The following is a 23,007-nucleotide window of genomic DNA, read 5'->3' on the forward strand; positions in this document are numbered from 1 at the left end:
CTATTGTAGACCGGTTGTTCCGGCGCCGTGTGACGGTTCGTAACTGGGGTTGACGGCGCGGGGCCGTCGGTTGCGAGGGGCCGTTAGGTCAACCAGCCGGTCAGGCCGAGCAGGCTGCCGCCGGCAATGAGCCACAACGGGTTCCAGCGAGTGCGAAGCGTGATGGCGATGGCCACGAGCGTGACCAGTGCGCGTGCCGCGTTGATGTCGATTTCTCGCGCGAGCAAGGCGCTGCTGGCGGCGAGCAGACCGACGGTGATGGGCGCGAGGCCCGCACGAACGGCGCGCACCCACGGCGACGTTTCGTGGCGATCGACCCAGCCGCCGACGAGATAGGCCAGTAGCGAGCTGGGGGCACATTTGGCGAGAGTGGCGGTGAATGCGCCGGGGAGGCCGGCCGCTTGCAGGCCGATCAGCGTGACAGCCATGCCATTGGGGCCGGGGGCGGCCTGGGCGAGCGAAAAGAACGTGACGAACTGCGCGTCGGTGATCCAGTGGCGGGTGTCGACGGCGTAGCGATGGATATCGGCGAGCGTGACGTTGGTGCCGCCAACGGCGAGCAGCGACCAGAGCGAGCCATGCAGGAACAGGTCGAGAAGGGTATTCACGAAGCGGCGTCGCGTTTTCTGCGAAGGTGATGGGCCGTGACGATCGCGCAGGGGCCGAGCACGCCGAGCACGAGCAACAGTGGCAGGCCGAACACGAAACTGCCGACGAACGTGGCGGCGGCGAACGTCGCGGTGGTCCAGTGTCGTTCCAGCCCGGCGAGCAGGCGCAGCGCGGTGGCGATCACGAGTCCGGTGGCGGCCGGCATCAGGCCGGAGAGCAGATGCTGGACAGTGGGCGTTTGTCCCCAACGCGCGTAAGCGAAGCCGATCAGGATGATGACGAGGGTCGGGCAGGTGTAGAGGCCGGCGACGGCGGCTGCCGCGCCGCGGGGACCACGGAAGCGGCGTCCGAGTACGGTGGCGATGTTGGCGACGTTCGGGCCCGGGAGCAATTGGGCGAGCGGCAGCAGTTCCGCGAATTCACGGTCGGTGAGCCAGCGGCGCTGATCGACGATCATCCGGCGGGCCCAGGGCAGCACCCCCCCGAAACCCGTGGCGCCGACGGTGCCGAAGGCGAGGGCCAGTTCCCAGCAGGTGGGCGGGGTTGGCGTACGGGCGACGTCGTAAGTGGCGCTCGGGGAGTTGGAAGCGCGGGGCGCGGTGGTGGCAGTGGGATCGGTGCTCACGATTGTCCGTTACCGGCGGGGCCATGGAGCTCGTGTTCGAGCCGGACGACTTCCTGGGCGACGAGTGCGATGGCGTTGCGGATTTCCATGAGCGCGGTGTAGAGGGCTTGCGCGTTCTGAGGGGATTGCAGTGCAACGTCGCGGGCGGCGGCTTCGATGGCGTCGAGCGAGAGGGCGATGCGGTCGAGATTTTCCAGCATGGGTCGATCTCCGATGGCGCGCGCAGAGCGTGCATGCCCTCATGATACCCAACTGACGTATCGCGGTGGGGGATGTTAGAATGCGTGCCCTTGCCGGGGTGATGAAATTGGTAAACATAGCGGACTTAAAATCCGCCGCCTTCGGGCTTGCCGGTTCAAGTCCGGTCCCCGGTACCACCAAGGCTTCGCGCCACATCAAGACAGACACAGTAATCCCTGTTGTTTCAGGGGCTTGTGTTGGATGTTCTGTTTCAGTAGTTGTGCAATAGCGTAGTCAAAAGTAGCCCAAGAAAGCTATTTTCGCTTCTCAGTGCACCAGATTTGCACCGAAATTTGCACCAAAAAGTTCACGAATTCTCAACTGTCTGACGCCAGATGGAAGTCCTAAGGCTCCTCGTCCCGAACGGGGCGGCGAGGCTCCTTTTGAAGGTGTTCGATGGCGAGCCGTTCGACTTTCAAAGTCCTTTGCCTTGTGCGCAGGCGCTCGCTCAGTTGCAAATGCTCACCGAATGGCGTCCTGACAAAAATTCCTTGATAGGCTCTGTGAGTAACGACACTGTCGAGTTGCACATCTCACATGTCTTCATGCGAGGAAATGGCACGCGGTCCCGAGGGCGCTTACTGACGAGTGGCGAGGGGTCGATACTTGTTGGATCGTTTATGTCTTCAGGTTATGGCCGCTTCATTACCGCAGTAGTCTTGGTATTGGTGGGCGTTATGCGCTTCGGTGGGCTGTTCGGTGGCCTCTGTCAAGCGGTTACACAAGCATCCAGTCTGCTCAATGCACTGACCGTCACCGGATTCCTGCTGGTATGGGGGCAGGCGTATGTCTAGTGGGGTGGCTCGTGGTATGGAATGGCGCACCGGCACGCAAGGATGTTCTGGTGATCTCGACAGGCATCCGGAATGCGTTGCGCGAGGGCGGGACGTAGTTCAAGTGTGCCGCTAGCACGCACGACTGGCTGAAGTCGGCCAGGAACGGCCGTTCGACACAGACTCATCGATCGGTAACAATCTTGACAAGTTAAGCCTATACCGCACACGAACATGAACCTACTTGCCCATCGCAAACGGTATCGACCCGCAACCGGGTCGGGGGGCGCGACCTGCACAGAGAGAACCTCTGCGGACTTTTTGATAGACGGACAGTCTTTGCTGGAAATGCTGGTTAAAAGAGCCGGGGGACACGCCGACTTCATGGGCTGTTTCGTGAGTGGTTACGCGAAGGAACGCGAGCACATGTCTTCGATGCTGCTCGACGTTTTACCGGGGAGCGGAAAGCGCGTACTACTTTATATCTGTCCAGAGTGCGGCGACGTCGCTTGCGGCGCATATTCGGTCCTTGTGCGACGCGAACGCGAATCCTATGTATGGGAGAGCTTCGCCTACCAGACAAGTGAATCTGACTTGAAGACATTAGAGGCGTTTGGACCGTTTGTTTTCGACGCCAGAATGTATAGAGGTTCTGTGCTCGCTGCGTCGGCGATTGATGGAACAGAGTAGGTCTGCGGCAACAGTCGGTCAATTTCGGTCAGTCGACGTGACCCGACCAGATCGTCGACAATTCGACATTATCAAGAGCGGCGTTGGACGGATGGAGGCAAATATGGGACCCAAAAGGCAAGAGCTGATCGAGGTGTTGGCCAAACTCGCCGATCTACTTGAAATCAACGGGGGACAGCACTGGCGCGCTTGGTTGCTTCGTGCCAAAGCTCGTTTAGAAAATTCGGATTACTCCGGTATTGAATATTTGCTTCAGGCGTACGGAGGTATGGGCTCGTTCAATGACTTTGTTGCGCCACAGCGCGCTATAGAGGGGCAGCCCACCGGGGAAATCCGGGTACTTCGAACTGAACGATGAGATAGATGCTTTAAGAACTAAGGCGTGGGAGATTGCAACAGACATAAAGCGCAGCCACGAAGTCCAGCGCATCTGATCATTGAATTCATCTCGACTAACCGCATCAGGCAGATCTCGGCCAGTTGCAGTCACTAGCCCGTCCCGCAAAACTTCCGCTTAAACGAAGCGGCGGGTTCGCATTCCAATCCTGCCAATTGCCCAGGTCTGCATCGTGGAACCAGACGGGCCGCATACGGCGACCGCTATTTATTCCCTGCGCGAGACGATTTCGACCGCAACGCCGAAGTTTCAACCTCTCCAGCAAGCATCGCAATGGTGACCGTCCCGAACTTTTTCAGCAGGACAGCCTCGGCTTCGAGAAGCGTCGCCGAAAGATGGGCATTCACAGCTTGTTCGACAAGACATTCCGGATGATCCTCCGAAACAAGATGCGAGAAAAGCGAAGGTTCGCCGACCGCACGGTAGACGTCCAGTAGCGTGATGTTTTCGAGGGATTCGGCCAGCACCCAACCGCCTCCGTGCCCTTTCTCCGAAGTGACGTATCCAATATCGCGCAGGCCGCTGAACAAGCGCCTCACGACGACGGCGTTCGTGCACAGCATTTCACCGAGCGCTTCGGAGGTGAGCGGACCATCCGCATGCTTCATGTGAATCAACGCGTGCAAGACGCGAGACATGCGGCTATCGGTCTTCATCGTGGGCACTCATCTCAAGAAACTTTTCAAGTTGCGTAAAAGTTTAACATGGCGCTATCATGCAACTCTCAATGTTGCGTGATGATCTGGAGAGGGAACGTATGGACGAGCACTACGATGTCATCGTGATCGGCGGCAGCTTCGCCGGTCTTTCCGCCGCAATGCAGCTGGCGCGCGCGCGACGGCGTGTGCTTGTGCTCGATAGCAGAACGCCACGCAATCGATTCGCATCGCACGCTCATGGTTTTCTCGGGCAGGATGGCAAGGCGCCCGGCGAGATCATCCATGAGGCGACGGCGCAACTCTCGGCGTATCCGACGGCGCACTTCGCGACAGGCGAAGCACGCACGGCGGAGCGTGTTGACGATGGCTTCATCGTCACGCAAAGCAGTGGGAGCATCGCAAGCGCGGATCGATTGATCCTTGCGACGGGCGTTCGAGACGAACTGCCCTCTCTCCCCGGCCTGGATGAACGATGGGGTATCAGCGTGCTGCATTGTCCGTATTGTCACGGTTACGAAGTCGCGGACAAACGGCTCGGCGTCCTGGCGACGCATTCATTATCGATTCATCAGGCGATGCTCGTTCCCGACTGGGGGCCGACAACCTGGTTTTCGCAAGGCATCGTCGAGCCGTCGCCCGAAGAGACTGCGTTGCTCGAAGCCCGCAATGTGCGAATCGAACGGACGCCGGTCGTGGAAGTGCTTGGCGACGTACCCGGCATGACAGGATTGCGTCTCGCCGACGGCCGCGCCATCGACATCGATGCACTGTTTGTGGGGCCGCGCACCCAGATGGCAAGTCCGCTCGCAAAGCAGCTCGGATGCGAGTTCGACGAAGGTCCGATAGGTCCCGTTATCCGCGTGGACGACTGGAAGCAGACCACCGTTCCGGGAGTGTTTGCCGCTGGCGATGCGGCGAGCGCATGGTCCAACGCGACGTTCGCCTCGGCCGCCGGCGTTGCAGCGGGCGTCGCGGCACATCGCTCGCTCATTTTTGGCTTGTAATCGATCGTGGAAGTGGCCGCGCCCTGGCAGCGGGCGCTAACGCGTCGAGTGCATCAACCGCCTATCCGCGGGGCTCGCAGTCGTCCGAGGTGGCCACGGGGCGGTCCGGTCGATCATTCGTGCGCCTTGGCTCTTCCCACGAGCAGGTAAAGGCCATTGAGGCCGGAAGCCGAACGGCTACTTCACAGGCGAGAATCGCCATTCAACCGGCCGTGTGTCAAGTGACTCGGCTGGGTCGGAAATGGGCTCTCGTGACCGGCCGCAATCGGCCAAACTCGGACATTGGTGGTGGTCATGGGACCGGCCGCACGCCGATCAGAACCAGTCGCTCAACCTGTTCACTCGATTCGAGATTGAGGGTGTTCGGCGTCAGGTTGATTCCGCTCGTTGTACTCGCTATTAGGTCGAGATCTTCTCGGAATCAGCCACCGGCGCACAATGCGACTCGACGGTTCAGCGTACATTCGCGCGATGGATACGCTCAGGCAGGCAGAAAGCAACAGATAACCGACCAGAACCGCCAGTTTCTCGTCGCCCGTCACGCCGGAAGGCGGGAAAATCGTCCGCAACAGGCCCAGCACGATAAGGTGAAACAGATAGAGTTCATAGCTAAGCCTTCCGAACCCTTCTAGCACAGTGGACGCACGCGTGCTTCGTACTATTGATCCGTCCGGGCGATCATTTGCGGCCAGCAGCAAAACCGCAGTGCCGAAGGCAATTGCCGTGACACCGAACACGTTGCTTTCGTGGATCGGCCAGGCCAGATAAACGAACGTCATGGCCACCGCCGTCGGCCACGCCAACATGCTCCACGCGCGGCCACGCCACACGGCGCGCCTCGCGAGCAGCGCCGCGCAACAGCCGGTGGCGATTGCGTCGAAGCAGGCGAAATACGCGTAGAGATAACCACCCTCGTCACCTTGATGCAGGAAACGGTAAGCCGGACCGACGACGATGCACGCGAGCCAGAAAGCAACGAGCTGCCCCTCCCTGCGAAACGCGAGACAAAGCAGAGGAAACGAGAGGTAAAACACCTCCTCGACGGAAAGCGACCACAACACGCCGAGCGCATAGTTGGTCCAACCGTGCGTGCTGATCAACACGTTCATCCAGAACGTCAACGAAGCCAGATTTACTAGCCAAAACGAAACTGGTGTCCCGGCCGGCGAGTGGTTCTGGAAGACGGCGATGCCGGCTAGCGCCAGCGCATTGACGACGGCCAATAGCAGCAACAGGCACGGAACGATGCGCGCAATGCGTAAGCCGTAAAACGCCCGGACATCGACCTGGCCGAGTTCGGACCAGCGACGAATTGCGTTGCTCGTGATCAGATAGCCCGAAATCACGAAAAACATCGTGACCCCGTAGTTGCCGTTTCTCACAACGGCCCGAACCGCCTCCCAGCCGAATACGCGCGACAGAAAAGTGTCGTTCAGCCGATAGGCGATATTGAAGTGGTGAAACAGCACGAGCAGGATCGAGATGCCACGGAGGAAATCGATCTTCCGGTTTCGCGTGGTGACGTCGGTCATGCCGCGCTCGTGGCCCACTGCACGAACGCCGTGCCCGCTTCGCGCAAAACGGCCTCACGCGCGTCCATGCTGACGCCCGGCGCATCGTAGTAGACAGCAACGAGCAACGGCGCGCGCCCAGGCGGGCGCACGAGCGCGTAGTCGTTGGTTTCGCTCTCGACGCTGGTACCGGGCCGGTCGGCCGCCTGCCAGCCGGCCGGCAACACGGCGCGAATCCGGTTAAGCCCCGGCTTGCAGTCGGTCATTCCGCGTTCCAGTTGTGCGCGAGAGCTGGCGCTCAGAGCATCACCGAGCAGAAGGTGTTGCGCCGTGGTGATGATGGCCTTCGGCGTCGTGGTGTCGAGCACACCGCGATAACGGTTCGACTCCGGCTCATAGCGGTCCGAGCGCGTGACCGGATCGCCAAGTCCACGAACGAACCGGGTCAATGCCGCGGGACCACCGGCGCTGCGCATTAGCAAGATCGCGGCCGTGTTGTCGCTCTCCACCAGGGTCGCCTGGCAGAGTGCGTCGATCGACAACGCACCACGCGCGACGTTGGCCTTGGTCACGGGTGACGTGAAAATAAGGTCCTTTTCCGTGTAGTGAACGAGTCGATCGAGTCGCTCCGCGCCGCTATCGACGCGTGACAGTATCTGCGCTGCGAGCAATCCCTTGAACGTGCTGCACATCAAGAAGCGTTCGTCGGCGCGGTGGCTCAATGTGCGGCCCGAGCCTGTATCGATCGCAAACACGCCGAGGCGGCCGCCATGGCGACGCTCGATATCGGAGAACGGTGAATCGGCTGCACGCAATGCGGGAGCCACGCCCATGCCGGCGAGCAGCGGCAATCCAATCAACAGCTTTCGACGCGTGATCGAGTGAGTCAAGGTTAGGTCCAGTTAGTCAGAGTGAGGAAACGCGGTTAGCGCGACGAACGTCAAGCCAGCTTGTGGGCGAGCAGGAGGCGACGGATGTTGATCGCGTCGCGCGCAGGGAACGCAGCCGGCCCGGCGTCCAGAAACACCATCGTGACGCTGTCCCGAACCGAGCGCAGCCGCATGATCAGGCAACGTCCGGCCGCGTCGGTAAAGCCGGTCTTCGATAACGCGATGTCCCAGCCTTTTTGCCCAACGAGTGGATTCGTGTTCTGGTACTCGACGAGCTTGCCGTCGATCGGGACGACGCTGCGGGGGGCAGTCGTGGCACGCACGATGGCCGGATAGCGGGCCGCCGCGTTCACCATGACCGAGACGTCGCTTGCCGTCGACGTGTTGAGCGGCGAGAGGCCGGTCGGCTCACTGATCGTCGTGTGCTTCAGCCCGAGCGCCGCGATCTTGGCGCGCATCGCGGCCTGGAATGCCGGGAAGCCGCCAGGATAGCCATGCGCCAGCGCATACGCGGCGCTGTTGTTCGACGACATCAGCGCGAGTTGCAACACTGCGTAAAGCGGCAGGCTCGTGCCGACTGGCAATCCTGTGCGGCTGGGACGCACCGCCTCGGCGTTGCCGGCGTCGATACGAATGATCCGATTCATGTCGGGCCGTGCGTCGAGCACGACCATTGCCGTCATCAATTTAGTCAACGATGCGATCGGCACGATATCGTCGGGTCGCTTTTGGAACAGGACCTGACCGGAGTTGTCGTCGATCACCACGACGTGGTTCGATGCGAGCAACCCGACTGGCACGATGCCCGCCTCGTGTTGCGACACGGGCGCGTGCCACAGTGTCTGCGCCGTCACGCACAACGCGACGAAGCCGGCTGTGATAGCCGCGTACGCGACCCAATGCGGCGAGGACGGGACGGGGTGGCAGAGGCGCTTGATGCGATCCAGCAAGTGGCCACCCCGCGCCGATTGCGCGACTGGCGAGTATCCGGCACTCGTCGATTGAAGAGCGTCCAGCTGCTCAAGCGCAAGCGCCAAACGTCGCGGGTTTTGAATAAGCGTGCCAGCGATTTGATCAGCGACGTATTCACGCTCAATACGAATTTGTTGCGACAGCCACCACACTGCTGGATGAAAAAAGAGCAGCGCCTCGATCACGCTTTGCAGCAGGTTGACCAGATAGTCGGCGCGTTTGATATGCGCGATTTCGTGCGCAAGCAACGCTTCGAGCAGATCGGGTGGCATGCGCGCCAGCAACGCAGCCGGAACGAGCACCAGCGGTCGCCACCAGCCGATCGTCAGCGGGCTTGCGAGATGCCTTGCCACGCACAGCGTCACCGGACGCGACAGCCCGCAACGCGCGGCCAGCGCCGACACGTAGGCCTGCCACCGGGTATCCGGCCAATCGGGAAACGTGTGGCCGATCCGACGAACCCACAGCAAGCCGGCGGCCAGACGGCACGACATGGCCGCGACACCGATTAGCCATGCCGCAACCAGCCAAGGCAGGACGTTCTCAATCGTAACCACCTCGCGTGTGTGTTCCGTTGGCACGATCAGAGAATCGGTCGCGCGAAACCAGCCGGATGGCCGCGACGCGGCTTCGATACCCCGGTACACGTCGAGCACTGGTATCGCGAGACACAAAAGAAGCGAAAGGCAGAGGAGCGCATAGCGACCTTGCGGGCTGGCGTCACGCATTAGCCGCAACGACAGTGCCGTTACCACGCCGATCAAGGCGCCCTTCCACGCGAAGTGAATGAGCGCCCATCCCAATACCTGAACAAACGTCCAGGCAAACGGGCTCATCGCTCATCTCCATGGAGAAACTTGCGAATTTCCTCCCGTTCCTCCTGACTAACGTGCTTGCGCAAAGCGGCCATGACGAGTGCCTTGCCCGAACCCGAGAACGCCTTGTGAATCAGTTCCTTCAGCAGGCTGGTTTGCAGCATGTTCTGGCTTTGCGCGGGCGCGTAGATGTGGGAACGCTCGCTTTCGTCGCGCGTAAGCAGCCCCTTCGCATGCATGACCTGCATCTGGCGCAATACGCTGGCATAGGTAACGTCCGCACGTTCCTCATGCATGGCCTGATGGACCTGCTTGACGGTGGCGGGGCCGATTGGCCATAGAACCCGCAGGAGTTCGAGTTCAGCCGCAGTCGGCCTGTTCGCGGGAGTAGCTTTGGTCATGACGGCACCTTCGTGCAAAGACGGGATGACGTAGAGTAGTTTGTCTAGACCTGATTGTCTATATTGACGTGGTCGTGTCCTCACTGCCGGCGTCTGTTCATGGCTTCCCTTGAGTCATACGAGTCGCGCTCTTAACCGACGCTTCAGGGTCGGCAACGGGCTCTCGTGACCGGCAGCAATCGGCCAAATTCTGCCATTGGACCAAGACTCGATGCGCGCGTTTGAGCGACGCTTGATGCCTGAACTCCAGCCATTCTTCCATCGATTCCTCTACCTGTTGACCGAGCTCCGAGAGCTTGATAGGATGGAACCACTTTCAAAACGCTCTCCCGGTTCGCCGGGAGGGCGTTTCGTTTTGGTTCCCTTAATCACGATGGAACCTTGGAATGAAAGTACCCGTTGAAATCCGCCCTGGATCTGAAGCAATCCTCGGATATGTGCAGTATGGCAATGGCCCCGTTCGTGTGCTGGTCATGCATGACTGGCTGGGCGATCACTCCAGCTACGATGCAGTCATGCCCTGGCTTGATGGCCACGCGTTCACGTATGTCTTTGTCGATTTGCGTGGCTACGGACAGTCCATTGAATTGGCCGGTGAATACACGGTAGAAGAGATCGCCGCCGATTGCCTCACGCTTGCGGACCACCTCGGTTGGGAGTACTTCCACGTAGTTGGTCACTCGATGACCGGGATGATTACGCAACGCGTCGCTGCAGACGCTCCGTCTCGCATCACGAGCGCGATCGCCGTATGTCCCGTTTCTGCCGCTGGTAATCGGTTGAGTCCGGACGCCCGCGCTTTCTTTGGCAGCACGATAGAAAGCGATGAGGCCCTTCGGCGACTGTTCAAATTCGTCACCGGCGGCCTTTCCGATGCGTGGGCGGATCGCAAAGTGCGACAAAGCCGCGACACAGTCTCCTCGGTCTGCCGGACGAGATACCTTGAAATGCTGATCACGGCCGACTTCGTCGATGACATTCGGGGGCTTGAAACGCCCTTTTTGGTGATTGTCGGTGACAGGGACCCCGGACTCGATCCGGAAGCAATGAAACGAACCTTCCTCGCGTGGCATCCGAACGCGGAACTGCACGTTATCCCCAACTGCGGTCACTACCCAATGCAGGAGTGCCCGCCTTATTTCGCGACCACCATCGAGGGCTTCCTGAAACGCAAATTCCTTTGAGCTGATTGGCTGAAGGAAAACTGAAAGCGGACATATTCGAGCACCGGCTCGGATTGTCCGCAATGGGTCGGAAGCAGTCATCCGTGACGAGCATTTCCCACGGTGATCACTTCCGCAACGGTGCACCAAACGTGCGCCGATTTTTCAAACGTCTCAAGCCACCTTTGCACGCGGATCGTCGATGAATTGCTGCGAGATTTCGTATCGGACGCCCTGGCGATCCTGTATTCGCACGTGCTTCACCACCAACGCCAACGCAGTGAGGAAGGTGTCGGCGCGCCCGTGCCGCTCGTATGCCGCCTGATCGACCCAGCCCTCGACCAGATGAAAGAGGTTGGGGTCCGTAAGATCAGCCGCAAATGCGTAGTAGACGCATCCCGGCATCCGCCTTGCGGCCGTCATTTCCGGAATGACGACGTCGATGAAGGTCTGCCGATCCGAAGGATGCACGCGGTAGTAAGCGGTGACGACAATGCCTGTCGAGACGTTCTTGTCATGATCCGCCGGCGATCGCCCGTGGTCGGGAAACTGCGCGCTGTAATCGCCGGGAATGGTAGATGGGTGCATGTTGGGCTCCGATGAAGTCGACCGGGTTGGGCTTCGCTGGGCGGGCGCGAGCAAGACGACGCTCAGGCGGGCGAGAACGCCGTTGCCGCAGCGACGGTGTCGAGCGCTTCGCGAAGCAGTGCAATCTTTCCGTCTCGCGCGACAAGTCGTCCCGCGTACATCTGGCGGTAGATTTTTCCCGTCGACGGAACCAGAGCTTCGACTTCGTACTCGGCAAACACCTGCTCAGGTGTCTCGATCAGAAAGCGTGCGTTGTGAAATCGGAAGTCGGGCACCTTCGTAAGCAACGACGCGATGAAACGCTCGATCGCTTCAGTACCCCGGGCATGCGCATCGATGCCGAGCGATTTCAAATATGGCAACTCCAGTACGCCGTCATCGGCGAACAGCGCAGCGGCCTTACGTGGATCACGAATGGCCTGGAGGTAGTCGGTAAGCAGTTGGGTAGCGTTTTTCATGATGAATCCGATCAAGTATCAAAGCGTGTTCAAGGACGACTGTGAAGTCCATGGCGTCCAGAATAGATACCTGACATGATTCTCGAAATAGAAAAGATTGAAATTTATTGTTGCGTTATTGAAATGATCGCTCTCGGGCGCATCCGGCAATCACTTCGGCCATCGCCAGGTCGGTTCGCTCAGGTGTTCGGCAAAGTAGTCCGACAAAGCGCTCACCTTGGCCGGGCGCGCGCGCGCCGACGGTGTGACGAAATACAGCCCGCCTTTCGTCAACGACCAGTCGGTCAGAATCGCTTCGAGCCGGCCATCGCTCAGATACTCCGCCGCGATGAATTCCGGCAACTCGGCAATCGCCAGACCTTCGAGCAGCATCGGTAACAAGGCATCGGAATTCGTCACGCGCAGCGGGCCGTTCGGCAGCACAGGTTCCTCGTCGCCGGCGTCGTTGACGAAGCGCCATACATCGCTGCGCGCGCGATAGGCATAAGACATGCAAGGCCGGTCCACCAGCTCGCGCGGATGCATGGGTCGTCCCTCGCGGGCTAGATAGCCGGGCGAGGCGACCACATATTGCGTGACCGCGCACAGACGCCGCGCCACCAGCGACGAATCGGGTAAAGCGGCGATGCGCAGTGCCGCATCGAACCCGTCGGCCACCAGATCGACGGTCGAGTCGGCCAGATGCAGATCGACCTGCACGTCCGGGTAACGGCGGAAGAACTCTGGCATCAGCGGCGCGACCCAGCGCAGCCCGAACGACATCGGCACCGCAAGTCGCACGAGCCCGCGCGGCTGCACCGACAACTCGCGTGCCGCACCCTCGGCAGCCTCGGCCTGCCGATAGATCTCTCCCGCCTTCTCGCATAGCGTCCGGCCAAACTCGGTCAACGCGAGCTGGCGCGATGTGCGATTGAGCAACCGCGCACCCAAACGCTCCTCCAGACGCGCAACGCCGCGCGACACCGTGGCGACCGACACCCCCATCTCGCGTGCCGCAGCCGCGAACGAGCCTTCCTCGGCCACCTTGGCGAACATCGCGAGTCCTTCGAAATCAGGCAGCTTCGACATGATCACTCTTCATTTCAAATTTGCAACGTTGATTTGCAATTGATTCTATTTCGAAATCATCGGTCCGTCGATATTCTTCACACATCGCAGCACACAACTCGCCGCGAACGCCGAAACCCGAAACCCGGCGCAACCATCGACATCACCGAAACGAAGGAGTTACACCATGGCACGCAAGCTCGAAAACAAAATCGCACTCGTCACCGGCGCCACCAGCGGTATCGGTCTCGCCACCGCCCAGCGCTTTGCCGCCGAAGGCGCGCACGTTTATCTGACCGGTCGCCGTCAGGCCGAACTCGACGCGGCCGTCGCATCGATTCGCGACGCCGGCGGCGCGGCCACCGGCCTGCGCATCGATTCGACGAAGCTCGACGAACTCGATGCGCTCTACGCGCAAATCGCCAAAGCCCACGGGCGTCTCGACGTGCTGTTCGCCAATGCCGGCGGCGGCTCGATGCTCGCCTTCGGCGACATTACCGAAGCGCACTACGACGAAACGTTCGATCGCAACGTGAAGGCCGTGCTGTTCACGGTACAGAAGGCGCTGCCGCTGCTGGCGGACGGCGCGTCGGTGATCCTGGCCGGCTCCACGGCCGGCAGCTCCGGCACGGCGGCGTTCAGCGTGTACTCGGCGTCGAAGGCGGCAGTGCGCGCATTTGCCCGCAACTGGATTCTCGACCTGAAGCCGCGTCACATCCGCGTGAACACGATCAGCCCGGGGGCGACCCGCACGCCCGGCCTGCTGGATCTGGCCGGTGACGACGCCGCACAACGCCAGGGGCTGGCCGATTACCTCGCCGCGCAGATCCCGCTGGGACGCCTGGGCGAGCCCACGGAAATTGCCAGCGCGGCCCTGTTCCTCGCCTCCGACGACGCCAGCTTCGTCAACGGCGCCGAGTTGTTCGTCGACGGCGGCCAACAACAGATCTGAACGGGATGAGCGCCGAGCCCGGTGGCCGACTGCGCACGACGCGTGGTGGCGCAACCGGGCGGCGCCAGAGGACGCATCATGATCGAACATCGCCCGTTTGCGACGTTGTCCACGCTCTCGCGTGATTGGCTCAAGGCCCGACTGCACTTCCGCGTGGGCAATTCCGGTCACCCGAAACATTGCGCCCCGGCGCCGTTGTTGGTGTGGAACGACGACGAAGTGGCGCCGCGCTCAGGCTTCGGGCTGCATTCGCATCGCGACATGGAAATCGTCACGTGGGTGCGCTCGGGTGCCATCACGCACGAAGACGATGCGGGCAATCGTGCGCGTCTGGTTGCCGGCAGCGTGCAGGCCATGCACGCGGGCACGGGCATTCACCACGCCGAGCGCAATGAGGAGGCGGTACCGGCGCGGATGTTTCAAATCTGGCTGCGGCCCCGTGCGCCCGGCGGCACGCCGAGCTGGACGATGCGGAGCTGCTGCCCGGGGCGGCGTGACGGACGCTTCGTGACGCTCGCTAGCGGCGATCCTGCCGATGTGCGGGCAGGGGCGTTACCGATCGACGCCGACGCGCGCGTGAGGATTGCCACCCTGCGCGAAGGGGCATCGATTCGCGTGGCCCTGGCGTCGCCTCATGCGGCGTACTTCGTGCCCGATCACGGCGGAATCGACCTCGCGGGGGTACGGCTCGATGCACGCGACGGTGCGCTGGCGATGGACGAAGACAACTTGTCGCTCACCGCATTGAGCGACACGGACGTTCTGATGGTCGAGTTGTTGGGCGGCAGCGCGTGACGCGCGATCATCCCCGCAAGTGATCGCCTTCCCCCGGCGCGTTTCCCGCCATTCGGCCACTCCGGCAGGAGGCTTGACCGATGCGACGTCGTGCCGACGAACGCGAGGCACGTCGGCGTTTGCGCTATTTCGCGCCCCGAGGCTTGAGCACCGACGCCATGTATTGCGTCGCGAAGTCGACAAACGCCCTCACTCGCATCGGCATCGCGCGTTGCGCGGGATAGACGATGTGCGCTTCGAGCGGCGTCGCGTGCCATTTGGGCAGCACCCGCGCGACGCTTCCCGACTGCAAGTCTTCTTCCACGAGCCACTCGGGCAGCACCGCGACGCCGAGCCCCATTCGCACCGCTTCGCGAATGCTGGCACTGCCCTCCGTGACGAACAATGGCTCCATTTCGAGAGTACGACTCACAGACCCCGAGTGCAGCGCGACCTGCCTTGGCCCCCCGAACTGACTCCCTGACAACCCGATCCACGGAAGCCTGACCAACGCATCAGGATGGCCCACCTTTGCATGGTCCTTGAGGAGCGACGGTGACGCGACGACGAATCGCCGGATCTCGCCCAGCGAGCGCGCCACGACCCGATCGTCGGTCAACGTGCCGGCAAGAATGCCTGCGTCGCATCCCTCTTCGATCATGTGCAAGGGCCGGTTCGTGTACCCCAGTTCGATGCGTACCGCCGGGTTGGCCTGAAGGAAGCTGCTGATCAGGCGGCTTACCACCGACTGACCGAAGTCGATGGTGGAGAAGACGCGAATCCGTCCGCTCAATGTGGTCTCACTCGTGTGCAACCGGGCCTCGAATTCCTCGGCCATCGAGAGTAACGCGCGAGCGTCGGCAAGGATTTGCTGACCCGTGTCGGTCAGACTCATGCGGTGCGTGTCGCGGCGCAGAAGCTCGGCGCCGGCCGCGGTCTCGAGCGCCCGCAACTGGCGGCTCAGCGTGGGCTGGCTCACCCGCAGCCGACGGGCGGCCGAAGAAATGCTGCCACTGTCGACGATGGCGACAAAGGCGCGAAGAAGGTCGAGATTGTCGAAGATGCTCATACAAAAAAAGCATAACCGATATTTGGATTATTCGGCTACCGTTTAACCAGGTGTCCCGCGAGAATTCACTCATCGCAGTCAACCCACGATGTTTTCTCAAGGAGATTTGCCATGAACACCCAAGCCCACAACACGGAATTTGCCAAGGTCGCGATCGTCACGGGCGCCTCCCGCGGTATTGGCGCCGCCATTGCGCGGCGCCTCGCGGCGGACGGCATTGCGGTCGTCGTGAACTACGCCGGACGCGAAGCCGATGCCTTGCGCGTGGTGCAATCGATCCAGGCGGCGGGCGGTCGTGCGGCGGCGGTGCGCGCCGATGTGACGGTTCCTGCGCAGGTGGCGGCGATGTTCGATACGGCCGTCACGATGTTCGGCGGAGTCGACATTCTTGTGAACAACGCCGGGATCATGCAGCCCGGGCTGGTCGCACTCGTCGACACCGACGACGCCCTGTTCGATCGTCTGGTTGGCATCAACCTGAAGGGCACCTTCAACACGTTGCGCGCCGCGGCCAGGAAGATGCGTCCGGGCGGTCGCATCGTCAATTTCTCGAGCAGCATGAACGGCCTCTCGCAGCCCGGTTACTCGGTCTATGCGGCAACGAAGGCCGCTGTCGAGACGATGACCAACATCTTCGCCAAGGAGCTGCGCGGCCGGAACATCGCCGTCAACGCCGTGGCGCCGGGCCCGACGGCCACGGAACTCTTCCTCAAGGACAAGACGCCGGAGCAGATCGACCGCATCGCCAAGGCGCCGCCGATGGAGCGCCTCGGCGAGCCGGAAGACATCTCCGAGGTGGTCGCCTTCCTCGTGAGCAAGGCGGCGAGCTGGATCGACGGCCAGACCATTCGTGTCAACGGCGGCATCATCTGAACCCGGTCACGGCAATCACGAACAAGGAGATCCAAATGAAGCAAGTGATCGTAGTGACCGGTGCTTCGAGCGGCTTCGGCCGCCTGACGGCGGAAGCGCTCGCGCAGGCGGGCCACACGGTGTATGCAAGCATGCGCGCGACCGAGGGCCGGAATGCGGCAGTTGTGGCATCGATGGCGGAATTCGCCGGCACCCACGGCTTGGACCTTCGTACCGTCGAGCTCGACGTGGCATCGCAAGTCTCGGTCGACCAGGGCATCGGGCAAATCGTCGAGCAAGCGGGGCGCATCGACGTCGTCGTCCATAACGCCGGCCATATGGCCTTCGGTCCGGCCGAAGCCTTCCTGCCGGAGCAGTTCGCGCAGCTGTACGACACGAACGTCGTGGGCGCCCAACGCGTCAATCGGGCGGTGCTCCCACACATGCGAGCGCAAAAGCGCGGGCTCCTGCTGTGGGTGTCGAGCAGCAGCTCCGCCGGGGGAACGCCGCCCTACCTCGCGCCGTATTTCGCCGCGAAAGCGGCGATGGACTCGCTCGCCGTTCAATATGCGCGCGAACTCGCGGTGTGGGGCGTCGAGACATCGATCGTCGTGCCGGGCGCATTCACGTCGGGCACGAATCACTTCGCGCACGCCGGTCGCCCCGACGATCAGGGCGTGCTGGACGAGTACGAAAGCGGTCCTTGCGCAGGATGGGGCGAGCGAATTCAGAACGCGTTCGCCGCCATCGTGCCGCCCGAGGCCGACGCAAGCGACGTCGCTAACGCTATCGCCAAGGTGGTCGACACGCCGTTCGGGCAGCGTCCGTTCCGGGTGCACATCGATCCGGCGCAGGACGGTGCGGATGTGGGTTTTGCTGTACTCGATCGTCTCAGGGCCGAAATGCTGCATCGCGTCGGCATGTCCGAATTGCTTCGCCCCCGGGTTTACTGACCCGAGGTCCAACGAAACGTCACGGAGAATTCTCATGAAGATTCGACATCTCGGCCAGAAAGGTCCTGTCACGTCGGCCATCGGGCTGGGTTGCATGGGCATGTCCGATTTGTACGGGCCGGCCGACCGTCGCGAAAGCATCGCGACCATCCACGCCGCGCTCGAAGCCGGCGTCACGCTCCTCGACACGGGCGATTTCTACGGCATGGGGCACAACGAAATGCTTATCCGCGATGCCTTGTCGACGTTGCCGCCGTCACGCCGGGATACGGCCGTCATCAGTGTGAAGTTCGGTGCGTTGCGCGATCCCGCGAGCGGCTGGCATGGGTATGATGCCCGCCCGCAGGCCGTGCGGAATTTCGTCGCCTATTCGCTGCAACGGCTCGGTGTGGACCATATCGACATCTACCGTCCGGCACGACTGGACCCGGCGGTGCCGATCGAAGAGACCGTGGGGGCGATTGCCGATCTGGTCAAGGCGGGATATGTGCGCCACATCGGCTTGTCCGAGCTGAGCGCCGATTCGATCCGACGTGCGGCAAGCGTGCATCCGATCAGCGACCTGCAGATCGAATACTCGCTGATTTCCCGCGGCATCGAAGACGCCATCCTGCCTGTATGCCGCGAACTCGGCGTTGGCATCACGGCCTACGGCGTGCTCTCTCGCGGCCTGATCAGTGGTCATTGGCAAGCGGGCGCGAAGCCGAATGACTTCCGTGCCGCCAGCCCGCGCTTTCAGGGCGAGAATGTTGCGCACAACCTGGCGCTGGTCGACGCGCTTCGCTCGATGGCTGATCGCAAGGGGGTAACGGTTGCCCAGCTCGCCATTGGTTGGGTCGCGGCACAGGGCGCGGACATCGTGCCGCTCGTCGGCGCGCGCACGCGAGAGCGTCTCCATGAGGCGCTGGGCGCCGTCGGGCTCACGCTCGACGCGGCTGATCTTGCCGCCATCGAGCGGGCGATTCCCAAGGGCGCGGCGGCCGGGGGGCGGTACGCACCCGCGCTTCTGGCCGAACTCGATAGCGAACAACAACGCTGACGGCGCGTCGCCGGTGTCGCGATATCGCTCGGAAGAAGCACGACGGCGCATGACGAAGCAAACCGGGCAAAACGATCGATGCCCCGACATCCCGGGGCATTTGTCTTCGGTCCGGTGCGTTGCGTCGCCGGCTCACTGGAACATGGGGGAGGCGGCCGAGAGCAGTCCGAGTACGTACATGGCGCCTTCGGCGAGAACGGGAAGCAGCGGCATGGCGATTCTCCTTGAGTTCGGCTTTGCGCGTGATTGCGTGAGCCGTTGAACGCAGTATCGCGCTGATGCCTGCGCGCCGAAACTGCGATTTATACGACTCGGGAGATCGACCGGATGGGGGCTTTCGTGTCCCGACACGGTCGCCTGAAGACCGATACCACGATACGCTGTCGTCGTCGCGGGGTTTCGCCCCCGCGAAATATCACTTGAACGTGCGCAGATAGGCAATGAGGTCGGCAACCTTGCGTTCGTTGCCGATGCCCCAAAAGCGCATCCTGGTCCCTGGCACGGTCTTGCCCGGGTTGGCGATGAATGCGGCGAGCGTCCTGTCATCCCACACGATCCCGGACTGTTTCATCTCCTTCGAGTAGTCGAAGTCCGCCAGACTGCCGGCGCGCCGGTTGACCACGCCGTTGAGTTGCGGTCCGAACCCGGACGCCGCCATCGGTCCGATCGAATGGCACGACGCACACCGGGCACCGAACAGCGCCTTGCCCGCCTCGACGTCGCCGGCCGCTCGCGCAGTCGCCGGGATGACCGCGAGGGACGCGAGGGCCGCGAGCGCGCCAGCCAGCATGCCGCAACCACGGCGAACACGCGTCAGACGGGGGCGCAGGCGCAGGGTCGGGAGTGCGGTTCGGGCGGTCATCATGAGGTGCGGAAAAAGCGGCGTGAAAGACAATCCGCTAAGTTACGCCTTTCCCGGTTGCGCGGCCAGCGAATCTCAATTCGCGCGGTGCGACATCCTGTCGCGACCGTCGATTGTCGCCGAGGCCGGACTCGCCTACCCACGCATCCCCCCGTCCGACCTGTCATGAAAAACGCCAGCGCGCCCTGGAGGCGTCGCTGGCGTTGCGCGTCGAACATCGACGAGGTTCGATTCCGGTGGGCGCGGCCGGAATGGCGTGCCCTCGGATCATTCGATCAGGCGGCTCCCTTGATCACGCTCTCCGGCAGGTCGCGGCCGTGATACTTCTTGTAGATCGCGTTGAGCTTGCCGTTCTTCAGGTTGGTCTTCACCCAGTTGTTGATCCATGCCTTGAGCGCCGGCTGGTTTTTGTTGAGCGCGATGCCCAGATCGAATTCCTTCTGCGCGAACTTGAGTTCGAGCTGCTTCTCGGGCGCGCGCTTTTGCATCTCGCCAAGGTTCGACGGCGTACTCGAGAAGATGTCGACCTGACCCGTGACCATCGACGTGATTAACGTCGCATCGTCCTCGTAACGCACGATTTGCGCGCCCTTGGCGTTCTGCGTCGTGAGGGTGTCGTTGACGGTCGCGCGCGTGAGACCGATGCGCTTGCCGTTCAGATCGTCATAGCCCTTGATGACGATATTCTTCGGGCCGCCCACGATGATCGAAATGACGGCGTAGGGAATCGAGAAGTCGATCACCTGGGCGCGCTCGGGCGTGATCGAGAGATCGGCCACCACGATGTCGGCCCGGTTCGCCTGCAACGTGGGCACGCGCGCCGCGTTGGTAACCGACACGATATCGAGCTTCACGCCCAGATCCTGCGCCAGCAACTTGGCGGTGTCGACGTCCGAGCCGGCCGGCTGGAGGTTCGCGTCGGCGAACGAGTACAGGGGCGTGCCCATGGCGATCGCCACCCGGATCTTCCCGGCTTTGCGGATGTCGTCGAGCTGATCGGCGAGCGCGGCGTGTGCCATGGCACCGAGCAGGATGGCGGCGCACGCCTGCGTGGCAAACGTCTTGAACGACTTGAGCTTCATGCAAGGGTCTCCTTCGTTGGATGTGTTGTGATGCAATGCGGGCGACGGCGCGCCCAGGGTTACAGGCCGTTGGCGAGAAACGCCCGCAACTCGGGCGTTTGCGGATCGTCGATCATCTCGCCCGGACCGACTTCCCACACCTTGCCCTGATGCATGTAGATGATCTGGTCCGCCACCCGCTTCGCGAATGCCATTTCGTGGGTGACGAGCAGCATCGTCATGCCGTCGGCGGCGAGGTCTTCCATCACACGCAGCACCTCGCCGGTGAGTTGCGGATCGAGCGCGGATGTCACTTCATCGAACAGCATGACCTTCGGCGACATGGCGAGCGAACGCGCGATCGCCACGCGTTGCTGCTGGCCACCCGAAAGTTGCTCGGGATAGCTCTCGGCCTTGTCGGAGAGGCCAACCTGAGCGAGTACACGCCGCGCGACGTCTTCGGCCTCGCTTCGTGTCATGCGCTTGACGTGACGCAGCGCGAGCATGATGTTCTCGCGCACGCTCAGATGCGGAAACAGGTTGTAGCTCTGGAATACGATGCCGACCTCGCGGCGCAACTGATGCAGATCGACTTTCGGGTCTTCCACGCGGATGCCGCACACTTCGATCGAGCCGTCGTCGATGGTCTCGAGCCGGTCGATACACCGCAAGGCCGTGCTCTTGCCCGAGCCGCTCGCACCGATGATCGCGACCATCTGGCCGCGCTCCACTTCGAACGACACGCCCTTGAGGACCGGGTTGTCGCCGAAGCGCTTGTGAATCTGGTTGACCTTAACGATTGCCGACATTGAGCCTGTCCTCCAGGGCGGCGCTCCAGCGCGAGAGCGGGTAGCACAGTACGAAATAAAACACTCCCACGAGCGAGAACACGAGGAAGGGCTGGAAAATCGAGTTGTTGATGATCTGCCCGGCGCGGGTGAGCTCGACGAAGCCGATCACGGAAGCGAGCGACGTCATCTTGATGATCTGCACCAGAAAGCCGATGGTCGGCGGCAGCGACAGCCGCACGGCCTGCGGAATGATGATCAGGCGCAGCGTCTGCCAGCGTGAGAACGACAGGCACTCGGCCGCCTCCCACTGCGCGCGCGGCATCGCCTCCACGCAGCCACGCCAGATGTCGCCGAGATACGCGCTCGTGTAGACCATCAGCGCCAGCGCGGCGGCCACGATCGCGGGCAGTTCGAAGCCATACACCGACAACCCGAAATACACGATGAAGAGCAGGATGAGCAGTGGAATGCCCTGGATCGCCTCGATGAAGATTTGCGAGGGAAGACGCAGCCAGCGGCGCGGCGAGATGCGCGCGAGCATCACCAGAAAGCCGCCCGCGCTGCCGAGCACGAAGGCAATGAGCGAGAGCACCAGCGTCCAGCCGATCGACTGCACGAGATACAGGAAGTAGGTCCAGGAGAAGTTGCCGATCATGAGGCGCTCCGTTGTGCGGCGTTGCCGGTCGACGCATCTGCCATGCCGCCCGTCCCCACCGTGCCCGCGGCGCCCGGCGCGTTGCCGTTGCCGTTGCCCGCGCGTACCGCCGCGGCCCGACGGCGCGCAGCCTGCGCGGTTTGCGCCGCGGCGCGTCTGACCGTGCGCCGGCGCCGGAAGAAGTATTCGCCTGCCGCCCACGCCAGGAGCTTTACGAGCAGGGAAAGCACGAGGTAGAGCGCGGCGACCACGATGTAGGTCTCGAGGGACCGAAACGTATCGGACTGCACCGTGTTGGCCACTGCCGTGAGTTCCTCGGCCGAAATCTGCGAGGCCATCGCGGAAGCCTGCATCATCAGGATGAACTGCGTGGTGAGGGCCGGATAGACCTTCTCGATGGACGGCTGCAGCATGACATGCCATGCGATACGCCACTTCGACAGGCCGAGACACTCGGCCGCTTCGATCTGTCCGCGTGGCACCGACTCGAGCCCCGCGCGAATGATTTCCGCCGCGTAGGCGCCGATGTTGATCACCATGGCAATGACGGCGGCGGCGAATGTCGGCATGTGCACGCCCACGCTGGCCAGGCCGAAGTACAGCAGGAAGATCTGGACGAGGAACGGCGTGTTGCGCACCGCTTCGATATAGATCGCGCACAAACGCGCGAGCCAGCGATGACGACCGCGCTTCGCGAAGGCGACCAGCGTGCCGAGCGCCGTGCCGATGACGACTGCCAGCGCCGTCATCCTCAACGTCAGCCATGCGCCTTCAAGAAAGACCGGCCAGTACGGCACCAGCGGGGCGAAATTCAACGAGAAATGCATGGCTGACGCTTGTCTCCGGTGACGTTCGGGGCCGACGCGCCAGGCGGCACTGACGCGCCAGCCTTCCGCGTCGACCATGGTGAGTCTTTCTTGTACGTCGTCATATAAGTGATGTGATTTTGCGCAGCGCGTCGTGGCGTTGTCAATAGCGCGGCCTTGGGGGGATACCCTCGCTATCACCTTGATGGAACAAGGGTTAAAGGGGGTGGGGGTGGGGGCGGGCCGGCGCAAGGGCGCAGTGCGGCTTGCGTGAGGCGGCTTCAATGACGGGTTGATGTCGGAGGTTATCTGCCTTGTCATCGTATGTCTTGCCGCGCGATCGCGGGCGCC

General features: G+C 62.2%; 26 protein-coding genes and 1 tRNA gene. 10 read left to right on the forward strand and 17 right to left on the reverse strand.

Translation table 11 applies throughout. The features are described from left to right. Nucleotides 1-83: 83 nt before the first annotated feature. Genes LV28_RS28855 through LV28_RS28865 form a run of 3 tightly spaced genes read right to left on the reverse strand, consistent with a single transcriptional unit; the run spans nucleotide 84 to nucleotide 1,434 of the window. A complete protein-coding gene (locus LV28_RS28855) occupies nucleotides 84-608 on the reverse strand; it encodes a chromate transporter (RefSeq protein ID WP_025250339.1) in 525 nt (174 codons plus the stop codon). Continuing rightward, nucleotides 605-1,234 carry a chromate transporter gene (locus LV28_RS28860; protein ID WP_023594465.1) on the reverse strand — a complete coding sequence of 210 codons (630 nt, stop codon included), beginning with the start codon at nucleotides 1,232-1,234 and terminating at the stop codon, nucleotides 605-607. Before LV28_RS28860 ends, LV28_RS28855 begins: the two co-directional genes overlap by 4 nt. Beyond that, nucleotides 1,231-1,434: a hypothetical protein gene (locus tag LV28_RS28865; RefSeq protein WP_023594466.1), complete on the reverse strand. Its 204-nt coding sequence runs from the start codon at nucleotides 1,432-1,434 to the stop codon at nucleotides 1,231-1,233. The genes LV28_RS28860 and LV28_RS28865 overlap by 4 nt, the downstream gene beginning before the upstream one ends. Before the next feature lie 92 nt (nucleotides 1,435-1,526). Here LV28_RS28865 and LV28_RS28870 point away from each other — a divergent pair. The 3 genes from LV28_RS28870 (at nucleotide 1,527) to LV28_RS28885 (ending at nucleotide 3,295) form a co-directional block, all read left to right on the forward strand. Continuing rightward, nucleotides 1,527-1,611, forward strand: a tRNA-Leu gene (locus LV28_RS28870). Nucleotides 1,612-1,857: 246 nt separating this feature from the next. Beyond that, entirely contained in the window at nucleotides 1,858-2,268 is a 411-nt protein-coding gene (locus LV28_RS28875) for a hypothetical protein (protein WP_147291580.1), read from the forward strand. Nucleotides 2,269-2,974: 706 nt separating this feature from the next. Beyond that, nucleotides 2,975-3,295, forward strand: a complete 321-nt coding sequence (locus LV28_RS28885; RefSeq protein ID WP_196759323.1) for a helix-hairpin-helix domain-containing protein — start codon at nucleotides 2,975-2,977, stop codon at nucleotides 3,293-3,295. A gap of 242 nt (nucleotides 3,296-3,537) precedes the next feature. On the opposite strand, the gene LV28_RS28890 is transcribed toward LV28_RS28885, so the two are convergent. Beyond that, nucleotides 3,538-3,990 carry an Rrf2 family transcriptional regulator gene (locus LV28_RS28890; RefSeq protein WP_025250341.1) on the reverse strand — a complete coding sequence of 151 codons (453 nt, stop codon included), beginning with the start codon at nucleotides 3,988-3,990 and terminating at the stop codon, nucleotides 3,538-3,540. 101 nt (nucleotides 3,991-4,091) lie between these two features. Between LV28_RS28890 and LV28_RS28895 the strand changes: the two genes are divergently transcribed. Beyond that, a complete protein-coding gene (locus LV28_RS28895) occupies nucleotides 4,092-4,997 on the forward strand; it encodes an NAD(P)/FAD-dependent oxidoreductase (protein WP_038618617.1) in 906 nt (301 codons plus the stop codon). 338 nt (nucleotides 4,998-5,335) lie between these two features. Here the strand turns inward: LV28_RS28895 and LV28_RS28900 are convergent, their stop codons facing one another. Genes LV28_RS28900 through LV28_RS28915 form a run of 4 tightly spaced genes read right to left on the reverse strand, consistent with a single transcriptional unit; the run spans nucleotide 5,336 to nucleotide 9,586 of the window. Next, nucleotides 5,336-6,529, reverse strand: a complete 1,194-nt coding sequence (locus LV28_RS28900; RefSeq protein WP_048806728.1) for an acyltransferase family protein — start codon at nucleotides 6,527-6,529, stop codon at nucleotides 5,336-5,338. Continuing rightward, nucleotides 6,526-7,398 (reverse strand): class A beta-lactamase, encoded by an 873-nt coding sequence (gene bla / locus LV28_RS28905; RefSeq protein WP_038618614.1) that lies wholly within the window; start codon nucleotides 7,396-7,398, stop codon nucleotides 6,526-6,528. The genes LV28_RS28900 and bla overlap by 4 nt, the downstream gene beginning before the upstream one ends. Nucleotides 7,399-7,448: 50 nt before the next feature. After that, on the reverse strand, nucleotides 7,449-9,206 hold the full coding sequence (locus tag LV28_RS28910) for a M56 family metallopeptidase (RefSeq protein ID WP_052408611.1): 1,758 nt from the start codon (nucleotides 9,204-9,206) through the stop codon (nucleotides 7,449-7,451). Next, a complete protein-coding gene (locus LV28_RS28915; RefSeq protein WP_038618611.1) occupies nucleotides 9,203-9,586 on the reverse strand; it encodes a BlaI/MecI/CopY family transcriptional regulator in 384 nt (127 codons plus the stop codon). The genes LV28_RS28910 and LV28_RS28915 overlap by 4 nt, the downstream gene beginning before the upstream one ends. A 386-nt stretch (nucleotides 9,587-9,972) precedes the next feature. Between LV28_RS28915 and LV28_RS28920 the strand changes: the two genes are divergently transcribed. Further along, complete coding sequence (locus tag LV28_RS28920) at nucleotides 9,973-10,770, forward strand: alpha/beta fold hydrolase (protein WP_023872171.1); 798 nt, start codon at nucleotides 9,973-9,975, stop codon at nucleotides 10,768-10,770. Nucleotides 10,771-10,923: 153 nt separating this feature from the next. On the opposite strand, the gene LV28_RS28925 is transcribed toward LV28_RS28920, so the two are convergent. The 3 genes from LV28_RS28925 to LV28_RS28935 form a co-directional block, all read right to left on the reverse strand. Further along, a complete protein-coding gene (locus LV28_RS28925; RefSeq protein ID WP_081326817.1) occupies nucleotides 10,924-11,337 on the reverse strand; it encodes a putative quinol monooxygenase in 414 nt (137 codons plus the stop codon). Between the two features lie 62 nt (nucleotides 11,338-11,399). Next, the gene (locus LV28_RS28930; protein WP_023872169.1) at nucleotides 11,400-11,795 is read right to left on the reverse strand and encodes a nuclear transport factor 2 family protein; all 396 of its coding nucleotides are present in this window, start codon (nucleotides 11,793-11,795) and stop codon (nucleotides 11,400-11,402) included. A 150-nt stretch (nucleotides 11,796-11,945) separates the two neighbouring features. Beyond that, nucleotides 11,946-12,863 carry a LysR family transcriptional regulator gene (locus LV28_RS28935; protein WP_023872168.1) on the reverse strand — a complete coding sequence of 306 codons (918 nt, stop codon included), beginning with the start codon at nucleotides 12,861-12,863 and terminating at the stop codon, nucleotides 11,946-11,948. 166 nt (nucleotides 12,864-13,029) lie between these two features. On the opposite strand from LV28_RS28935, the gene LV28_RS28940 reads away from it, so the two are divergent. Then, on the forward strand, nucleotides 13,030-13,794 hold the full coding sequence (locus LV28_RS28940; RefSeq protein ID WP_038618608.1) for an SDR family NAD(P)-dependent oxidoreductase: 765 nt from the start codon (nucleotides 13,030-13,032) through the stop codon (nucleotides 13,792-13,794). A 78-nt stretch (nucleotides 13,795-13,872) separates the two neighbouring features. Further along, nucleotides 13,873-14,589, forward strand: coding sequence for a pirin family protein (locus LV28_RS28945; RefSeq protein WP_023872166.1), 717 nt, complete (start codon nucleotides 13,873-13,875; stop codon nucleotides 14,587-14,589). Between the two features lie 124 nt (nucleotides 14,590-14,713). Here LV28_RS28945 and LV28_RS28950 read toward each other — a convergent pair whose 3' ends face one another. Beyond that, nucleotides 14,714-15,637: a LysR family transcriptional regulator gene (locus LV28_RS28950; protein WP_023594471.1), complete on the reverse strand. Its 924-nt coding sequence runs from the start codon at nucleotides 15,635-15,637 to the stop codon at nucleotides 14,714-14,716. A 111-nt stretch (nucleotides 15,638-15,748) separates the two neighbouring features. Here LV28_RS28950 and LV28_RS28955 point away from each other — a divergent pair, with 111 nt between their 5' ends. Genes LV28_RS28955 through LV28_RS28965 form a run of 3 tightly spaced genes read left to right on the forward strand, consistent with a single transcriptional unit; the run spans nucleotide 15,749 to nucleotide 18,481 of the window. Beyond that, the gene (locus LV28_RS28955; protein WP_023594472.1) at nucleotides 15,749-16,510 is read left to right on the forward strand and encodes a glucose 1-dehydrogenase; all 762 of its coding nucleotides are present in this window, start codon (nucleotides 15,749-15,751) and stop codon (nucleotides 16,508-16,510) included. A gap of 35 nt (nucleotides 16,511-16,545) precedes the next feature. Further along, nucleotides 16,546-17,442, forward strand: a complete 897-nt coding sequence (locus tag LV28_RS28960; protein WP_023594473.1) for an SDR family oxidoreductase — start codon at nucleotides 16,546-16,548, stop codon at nucleotides 17,440-17,442. Between the two features lie 34 nt (nucleotides 17,443-17,476). Continuing rightward, nucleotides 17,477-18,481, forward strand: coding sequence for an aldo/keto reductase (locus LV28_RS28965; RefSeq protein WP_025250346.1), 1,005 nt, complete (start codon nucleotides 17,477-17,479; stop codon nucleotides 18,479-18,481). Nucleotides 18,482-18,896: 415 nt separating this feature from the next. Here the strand turns inward: LV28_RS28965 and LV28_RS28970 are convergent, their stop codons facing one another. From LV28_RS28970 to LV28_RS28990, 5 genes are all read right to left on the reverse strand, one after another. After that, nucleotides 18,897-19,346 carry a c-type cytochrome gene (locus LV28_RS28970; protein ID WP_306630146.1) on the reverse strand — a complete coding sequence of 150 codons (450 nt, stop codon included), beginning with the start codon at nucleotides 19,344-19,346 and terminating at the stop codon, nucleotides 18,897-18,899. A gap of 272 nt (nucleotides 19,347-19,618) precedes the next feature. Then, nucleotides 19,619-20,362, reverse strand: a complete 744-nt coding sequence (locus LV28_RS28975; RefSeq protein ID WP_048806724.1) for a transporter substrate-binding domain-containing protein — start codon at nucleotides 20,360-20,362, stop codon at nucleotides 19,619-19,621. A gap of 122 nt (nucleotides 20,363-20,484) precedes the next feature. Continuing rightward, nucleotides 20,485-21,213: an amino acid ABC transporter ATP-binding protein gene (locus LV28_RS28980; RefSeq protein WP_023594477.1), complete on the reverse strand. Its 729-nt coding sequence runs from the start codon at nucleotides 21,211-21,213 to the stop codon at nucleotides 20,485-20,487. Then, the gene (locus LV28_RS28985) at nucleotides 21,197-21,850 is read right to left on the reverse strand and encodes an amino acid ABC transporter permease (protein WP_023594478.1); all 654 of its coding nucleotides are present in this window, start codon (nucleotides 21,848-21,850) and stop codon (nucleotides 21,197-21,199) included. Before LV28_RS28985 ends, LV28_RS28980 begins: the two co-directional genes overlap by 17 nt. Then, on the reverse strand, nucleotides 21,847-22,677 hold the full coding sequence (locus LV28_RS28990; RefSeq protein ID WP_023594479.1) for an amino acid ABC transporter permease: 831 nt from the start codon (nucleotides 22,675-22,677) through the stop codon (nucleotides 21,847-21,849). Before LV28_RS28990 ends, LV28_RS28985 begins: the two co-directional genes overlap by 4 nt. Nucleotides 22,678-23,007 lie beyond the last annotated feature (330 nt).

The organism is Pandoraea pnomenusa (genome assembly GCF_000767615.3).
In the GTDB taxonomy this organism is placed as follows: Bacteria; Pseudomonadota; Gammaproteobacteria; order Burkholderiales; family Burkholderiaceae; genus Pandoraea; species Pandoraea pnomenusa.

What these genes read in the sequence shown, in the direction of transcription:
- LV28_RS28865 (WP_023594466.1), bottom strand. Translation starts at nt 1,434, where the DNA reads ATGCTGGAAAATCTCGACCGCATCGCCCTCTCGCTCGACGCCATCGAA.
- LV28_RS28890 (WP_025250341.1), bottom strand. Translation starts at nt 3,990, where the DNA reads ATGAAGACCGATAGCCGCATGTCTCGCGTCTTGCACGCGTTGATTCAC.
- LV28_RS28895 (WP_038618617.1), top strand. Translation starts at nt 4,092, where the DNA reads ATGGACGAGCACTACGATGTCATCGTGATCGGCGGCAGCTTCGCCGGT.
- LV28_RS28900 (WP_048806728.1), bottom strand. Translation starts at nt 6,529, where the DNA reads ATGACCGACGTCACCACGCGAAACCGGAAGATCGATTTCCTCCGTGGC.
- LV28_RS28910 (WP_052408611.1), bottom strand. Translation starts at nt 9,206, where the DNA reads ATGAGCCCGTTTGCCTGGACGTTTGTTCAGGTATTGGGATGGGCGCTC.
- LV28_RS28915 (WP_038618611.1), bottom strand. Translation starts at nt 9,586, where the DNA reads ATGACCAAAGCTACTCCCGCGAACAGGCCGACTGCGGCTGAACTCGAA.
- LV28_RS28920 (WP_023872171.1), top strand. Translation starts at nt 9,973, where the DNA reads ATGAAAGTACCCGTTGAAATCCGCCCTGGATCTGAAGCAATCCTCGGA.
- LV28_RS28925 (WP_081326817.1), bottom strand. Translation starts at nt 11,337, where the DNA reads ATGCACCCATCTACCATTCCCGGCGATTACAGCGCGCAGTTTCCCGAC.
- LV28_RS28930 (WP_023872169.1), bottom strand. Translation starts at nt 11,795, where the DNA reads ATGAAAAACGCTACCCAACTGCTTACCGACTACCTCCAGGCCATTCGT.
- LV28_RS28935 (WP_023872168.1), bottom strand. Translation starts at nt 12,863, where the DNA reads ATGTCGAAGCTGCCTGATTTCGAAGGACTCGCGATGTTCGCCAAGGTG.
- LV28_RS28940 (WP_038618608.1), top strand. Translation starts at nt 13,030, where the DNA reads ATGGCACGCAAGCTCGAAAACAAAATCGCACTCGTCACCGGCGCCACC.
- LV28_RS28945 (WP_023872166.1), top strand. Translation starts at nt 13,873, where the DNA reads ATGATCGAACATCGCCCGTTTGCGACGTTGTCCACGCTCTCGCGTGAT.
- LV28_RS28950 (WP_023594471.1), bottom strand. Translation starts at nt 15,637, where the DNA reads ATGAGCATCTTCGACAATCTCGACCTTCTTCGCGCCTTTGTCGCCATC.
- LV28_RS28955 (WP_023594472.1), top strand. Translation starts at nt 15,749, where the DNA reads ATGAACACCCAAGCCCACAACACGGAATTTGCCAAGGTCGCGATCGTC.
- LV28_RS28960 (WP_023594473.1), top strand. Translation starts at nt 16,546, where the DNA reads ATGAAGCAAGTGATCGTAGTGACCGGTGCTTCGAGCGGCTTCGGCCGC.
- LV28_RS28965 (WP_025250346.1), top strand. Translation starts at nt 17,477, where the DNA reads ATGAAGATTCGACATCTCGGCCAGAAAGGTCCTGTCACGTCGGCCATC.
- LV28_RS28970 (WP_306630146.1), bottom strand. Translation starts at nt 19,346, where the DNA reads ATGATGACCGCCCGAACCGCACTCCCGACCCTGCGCCTGCGCCCCCGT.
- LV28_RS28975 (WP_048806724.1), bottom strand. Translation starts at nt 20,362, where the DNA reads ATGGCACACGCCGCGCTCGCCGATCAGCTCGACGACATCCGCAAAGCC.
- LV28_RS28980 (WP_023594477.1), bottom strand. Translation starts at nt 21,213, where the DNA reads ATGTCGGCAATCGTTAAGGTCAACCAGATTCACAAGCGCTTCGGCGAC.
- LV28_RS28985 (WP_023594478.1), bottom strand. Translation starts at nt 21,850, where the DNA reads ATGATCGGCAACTTCTCCTGGACCTACTTCCTGTATCTCGTGCAGTCG.
- LV28_RS28990 (WP_023594479.1), bottom strand. Translation starts at nt 22,677, where the DNA reads ATGCATTTCTCGTTGAATTTCGCCCCGCTGGTGCCGTACTGGCCGGTC.